Genomic DNA, 4,959 nt, shown 5'->3' with positions numbered 1-4,959 from the left:
GGCGGGTCTTCACCCACGCCGAGCCGGGCGTCCGCGACCTGCTCGCCGCCCACCTCGACTCCGGCACCGCGCACTGGGCGACGGTGAGCGACCTGTCTTGAGCGGGAAGAGCGCGGCGACCTGCTGCATCCAGGACGGCAGGCTGGTGAAGACGAAGAACACCCCGGAGATGAACTGGAGCACCAGCGCCACCGGGGTGACCACGGCCGAGCCGCTGCGGGCGGTCCGGGCCAGCGAGGAGATGGCGATGCCGCAGAGGGTGCAGGCGGTGACGCCGAGGACCGCGACCCAGCCGAAGGTCGCCCACTTGGCGGCGGTGTCGGGCAGCTTCAGGTCGAACAGGGCGACCGAGACGGCGAGCAGCAGCACGGTCTCGGCGACGCCGATGGCGACCACCATGATCACCTTGCCGGCGAACCAGACCCACTTCGGCATCGGGGTGCCCCGGTAGCGCTTGAGCACGCCCCGGTCCCGCTCGATCGGGATCCAGATGCCGAGGTTCTGGAAGCTCACCGTCATCAGGCCGGTCGCGATCATGCCGGTGATGAAGTACTGCGTGTAGCTGACCCCCGGCGCGATGTCGTCGTTGAAGATGGCGGCGAAGATCAGGATCATGATGATCGGGAAGCCCATCGTGAAGACGACGGACTCCCGGCTGCGCAGGAACTGGGTGATCTCCAGCCGGCCCTGGCGCAGGGCGAGGGCGCCCGCCCCGAGCCGTCGGGCCGGCGCGGCGGCGACCGGGGCCGCCGGCTTCGTCGTGGTGGTCATCAGTGTCCGATCATCCGCAGGTAGACGTCTTCCAGGGTCGGGCGGGTCACGGTGAGGCCGGGGACCTCGCCGCCGAAGCGCGCGGCCAGTTCGGCCACCAGCGCCGTCGGCGTCGCCGTCTCCGCCGTCTCCGGCGTGCCGTCCGGGGTACGCCAGGAGACGGTCGTGAGGCCCTCCTGCCGGTTGCCGAGCCGGTTCGGCGGCGCCACCTCGACCACCCGGCCGGCGGCGATCACGCCCACCCGGTCGGCGAGCGCCTCGGCCTCGTCCAGGTAGTGCGTGGTCAGCACGATGGTGGTGCCGGCGGCGGCCAGGTCCCGGATCAGCTCCCAGAACTCCCGCCGGGCCTCCGGGTCGAAGCCGGTGGTCGGCTCGTCGAGGAAGAGCAGCTCGGGGCGGCCGATGATGCCCAGGGCCACGTCGAGCCGGCGCTTCTGCCCGCCGGAGAGGGTGTGCGTACGGGCCCTGGCCTTGGCGCCCAGCCCGACCCGCTCGATCACCTTGTCGGGGTCGTCGGCCCCCGGGTAGAAGCCGGAGAAGTGCCCCACCACCTCGGCGACGGTCAGCTCGTCGAACTCGCCGGTGCCCTGGAGCACGATGCCGACCCGAGCCCGCCAGCCCGGGTCGGGGTGGGCGGGGTCGGCGCCGAGCACGCGTACCTCGCCGGCGTCGCGCTGCCGGTAGCCCTCCAGGATCTCCACCGTGGTGGTCTTGCCGGCGCCGTTGGGGCCGAGCAGGGCGAACACCTCGCCCCGGTGTACGTCCAGGTCCACGCCGGCCACCGCTACGGTGTCCCCGTACGCCTTGCGCAGTCCCCGTACGGAGATCGCCAGCTCGTCATCCATGACGTCCAGTGTGCGACCGCGACGCGAGCGGCGGCGGCCCGGGGTGTGGTGGTGTCGGCCATGTCGCGCCGCTCGTGCCCGTCGGTCCGCTCCATGGACCTGTGTGGTTTTCCACAGCCCGTTTTACTGAACGGTAACTTAGACTCCGGCCATGGGTGAGACGGGCATGGATGAGAAGGCTCCCTCGGGTCGGCTGCCGGAGCGCGACCGGCCCTGGGTGATGCGGACCTACGCCGGGCACTCCTCGGCCGCGGCCACCAACGCGCTCTTCCGCCGCAACCTGGCGAAGGGGCAGACCGGCCTCTCCGTCGCCCTCGACCTGCCCACCCAGACCGGGTACGACCCGGACCACGAGCTGGCCGCCGGCGAGGTGGGCCGGGTGGGCGTCCCGGTGGCGCACCTCGGCGACATGCGGGCCCTCTTCGAGGGCATCCCGCTGGCCGAGATGAACACCTCGATGACCATCAACGCCCCGGCCATGTGGCTGCTCGGCCTCTACGGCACGGTCGCCGCCGAGCAGGGCGCGGAGCTGCACCGCTGCGCCGGCACCACGCAGAACGACATCATCAAGGAGTACCTGTCCCGGGGCACGTACATCTTCCCGCCGGCCGCGTCGCTGCGGCTGACCGCGGACGTCATCGCGTACACGCTGCGCGAGATGCCGAGGTGGAACCCGGTGAACATCTGCTCGTACCACCTGCAGGAGGCCGGCGCGACGCCGGTGCAGGAGGTCGGCTTCGCGCTCGCCACCGCGGTCGCGGTGCTCGACGCGGTCCGCGACTCCGGCCAGGTGCCCGCCGAGCGGATCGGCGACGTCGTCCAGCGGATCTCCTTCTTCGTCAACGCCGGGGTGCGCTTCGTCGAGGAGATCGCCAAGATGCGCGCGTTCGGCGCGCTCTGGGACGAGATCACCCGCGACCGGTACGGCGTCGACAACCCCAAGCAGCGCCGCTTCCGCTACGGGGTGCAGGTCAACTCGCTCGGCCTGACCGAGGCGCAGCCGGAGAACAACATCCAGCGCATCGTCTTGGAGATGCTCGGCGTGACCCTGTCCCGGGACGCCCGGGCCCGCGCGGTGCAGCTGCCCGCCTGGAACGAGGCGCTCGGCCTGCCCCGGCCGTGGGACCAGCAGTGGTCCCTGCGCATGCAGCAGGTGCTGGCGTACGAGTCGGACCTGCTGGAGTACCCGGACCTGTTCGAGGGCTCGCACGTGATGACCGCGCTGGTCGACGACATCGTCGCCGGGGCGCGGGTCGAGCTGGAGAAGGTGCTGGAGATGGGTGGCGTGGTGGCCGCCGTGGAGACCGGCTACCTGAAGAGCGCCCTGGTCGCCTCGCTCGCCGACCGCCGCCGCCGGATGGAGGCGGGCACGGACGTGGTGGTCGGCGTCAACCGGTTCACCGAGACCGAGCCGTCGCCGCTGACCGCGGCCGGCGCCGAGGCGGTCGAGCAGGTCGATCCGGCCGTCGAGGCGGCCGCCGCCGACGCCGTACGCGAGTGGCGGGCCGGCCGGGACGCGGCGGCCGTGAACGCGGCACTGGCCCGGCTCCGCGCGGACGCCGCGACCACGACGAACCTGATGCCCGCGACGCTGGGGTGCGTGCGGGCCGGGGTCACCACCGGCGAGTGGGCCGGCGCCCTGCGCCAGGTCTTCGGCGAGTACCGCGCTCCCACGGGCCTCGCGGGCGCGGCCGGGGCCGGCGGCGACCCGGGCCTGGCGGCGGTCCGGGAGCGGGTCGCGGCCACCGCGCGGGAGCTCGGCAGTGGCCGGCTGCGGCTGCTGGTGGGCAAGCCCGGTCTGGACGGGCACTCCAACGGCGCCGAGCAGATCGCGGTACGCGCCCGGGACGCCGGCTTCGAGGTGGTCTATCAGGGCATCCGGCTGACCGCGGGGCAGATCGTGGCCGCCGCCGTCGAGGAGGACGTGGACCTGGTCGGCCTCTCCGTGCTCTCCGGCTCGCACCTGGCCGCCGTGCCGGCCGTGCTGGACGGGCTGCGCGCCGCCGGCCGCGCCGACCTGCCCGTGGTGGTCGGCGGGATCATCCCGGCCGGCGACGCGGCGGCGTTGCGGGCCGCCGGCGTGGTCCGAGTCTTCACCCCGAAGGACTTCGCGCTCACCGGCATCATCGACGACCTCGTCACCGTGATCCGCGAGGCCAACGCCCTGAGGTGAAAGGAAGGGCCCCTTGTTAACGCCTGGCGTTGTAAAAGGGGCCCCTACTAACACCTCAGCGGCTCACATACGTCTGGCAGTCGGCCAGGTCCGTGCGCGGGCCGACGGTGATCGCCGGCGCGTGGCACTCCAGATCGGAGTTGTGCTGACAGTCCGACCGGGTGCAGGCGCCGACCTGGGCGTTGACCCGGTCGACGCCGCCGCGTACCGGCATCTCCACGAAGGTGTGGCAGTGCGCGTGGTCGCTGCTGCCGATCGTGATGGCGAAGGCGTGGCAGTCGTTGGTGTGGTTGTAGGCGCACGACCTCACGGTGCACTCCTGCACCCGGGGCATCTCCATCGCTGCGGTCATGGCGGCGACCTCCTTAGGCGTCTTGAGAAGATTTTAGGCATTTGGCCCATTCGCCAACCGCCGTTTCGCGCCGCCGCCCCGCCTCTCTCTCCGGCGTGCCGCCGGTCCCGCCTCCTTGATCGACTCGCCTTGCGGCATGGTGCGGTGTCCCGAGCGTCCGAAGCCGCCCTTTGCGGCACATCGGGTGGACCAAGGTGGCTCTGTCGCGGCCCGGCGAGGCGCGCTGGCAATCGCCGGGCCAGCACCGACGCCCCGGGCACGCTCAACTGGCCGCCACCGCGTTGCCCCGGGTCGGCTTTGTCCGGTTGTGGCCTCCCTGTGTGTGCTGCCCGGGAACGCTTTGGAGGGCACCGGGGCGAGGACAGGCCCATGAACGTTCCACGGACGGTCCGGACATACGGGCGGTGCGAGCCTGGGTGGGGTGGTTGTCCGGTTTCGGCATGTGGCCGGGGGCACCGTGGGGCCGGAATGGTGGGCGGGCGGGGGTCGTTGTATCCCCGTGAACGGCCGAGGAAGACCGGCCCGCGCGGGCGGGACGACGAGCCGCCCCGCCGGGTGGCCGGCCCCCGGGAATGATGGTGGGTCGCCGGTCGTTACACATGGTCCCGGCGCCGCGAAGCGGCCCAGCCCCGCGTGCCGGATCCCCCTTAAGACTTTTCCCCCTTGTTCTTGTAGCGCCTGACGGTGCTTGCGCACCCGCCGACCCCCCATCGGCGTGCGTGCGCCAACCCCCGAATGGAGCTTTCCCCCATGAACACGATCTTCCGTAAGAGCATTCTCGGTATCGCTGGTCTGGCTTTCACCGGTGGTGTGTTCGC

3 protein-coding genes and 1 pseudogene are annotated in these 4,959 nt (G+C 72.0%); 1 reads left to right on the top strand and 3 read right to left on the bottom strand.

Annotated features, from left to right (window positions below):
- Positions 1-96 precede the first annotated feature (96 nt).
- Together ACWEVO_RS29975 and ACWEVO_RS29970 are read right to left on the bottom strand one after the other, a co-directional pair.
- Positions 97-771 (bottom strand): annotated as a pseudogene (locus tag ACWEVO_RS29975) (ABC transporter permease); the annotation flags it as partial.
- Positions 771-1,616, bottom strand: coding sequence for an ABC transporter ATP-binding protein (locus ACWEVO_RS29970; RefSeq protein ID WP_452310828.1), 846 nt, complete (start codon positions 1,614-1,616; stop codon positions 771-773). The pseudogene ACWEVO_RS29975 and the gene ACWEVO_RS29970, both read right to left, overlap by 1 nt.
- Positions 1,617-1,782: 166 nt before the next feature.
- On the opposite strand from ACWEVO_RS29970, the gene ACWEVO_RS29965 reads away from it, so the two are divergent.
- The gene (locus tag ACWEVO_RS29965; RefSeq protein WP_452310829.1) at positions 1,783-3,789 is read left to right on the top strand and encodes a protein meaA; all 2,007 of its coding nucleotides are present in this window, start codon (positions 1,783-1,785) and stop codon (positions 3,787-3,789) included.
- A gap of 55 nt (positions 3,790-3,844) precedes the next feature.
- Here ACWEVO_RS29965 and ACWEVO_RS29960 read toward each other — a convergent pair whose 3' ends face one another.
- Positions 3,845-4,141: a DUF1540 domain-containing protein gene (locus ACWEVO_RS29960; protein WP_452310827.1), complete on the bottom strand. Its 297-nt coding sequence runs from the start codon at positions 4,139-4,141 to the stop codon at positions 3,845-3,847.
- Positions 4,142-4,959 lie beyond the last annotated feature (818 nt).

The organism is Micromonospora sp. NPDC003776 (genome assembly GCF_053605645.1).
Note: the sequence above shows the minus strand (reverse complement) of the source record. Positions and strands in the feature narration are given on the sequence as shown.

Bases quoted from the DNA above. Each gene is read 5' to 3' on its own strand.
- ACWEVO_RS29970 (WP_452310828.1), bottom strand. From the start codon at position 1,616: ATGGATGACGAGCTGGCGATCTCCGTACGGGGACTGCGCAAGGCGTAC.
- ACWEVO_RS29965 (WP_452310829.1), top strand. From the start codon at position 1,783: ATGGATGAGAAGGCTCCCTCGGGTCGGCTGCCGGAGCGCGACCGGCCC.
- ACWEVO_RS29960 (WP_452310827.1), bottom strand. From the start codon at position 4,141: ATGACCGCAGCGATGGAGATGCCCCGGGTGCAGGAGTGCACCGTGAGG.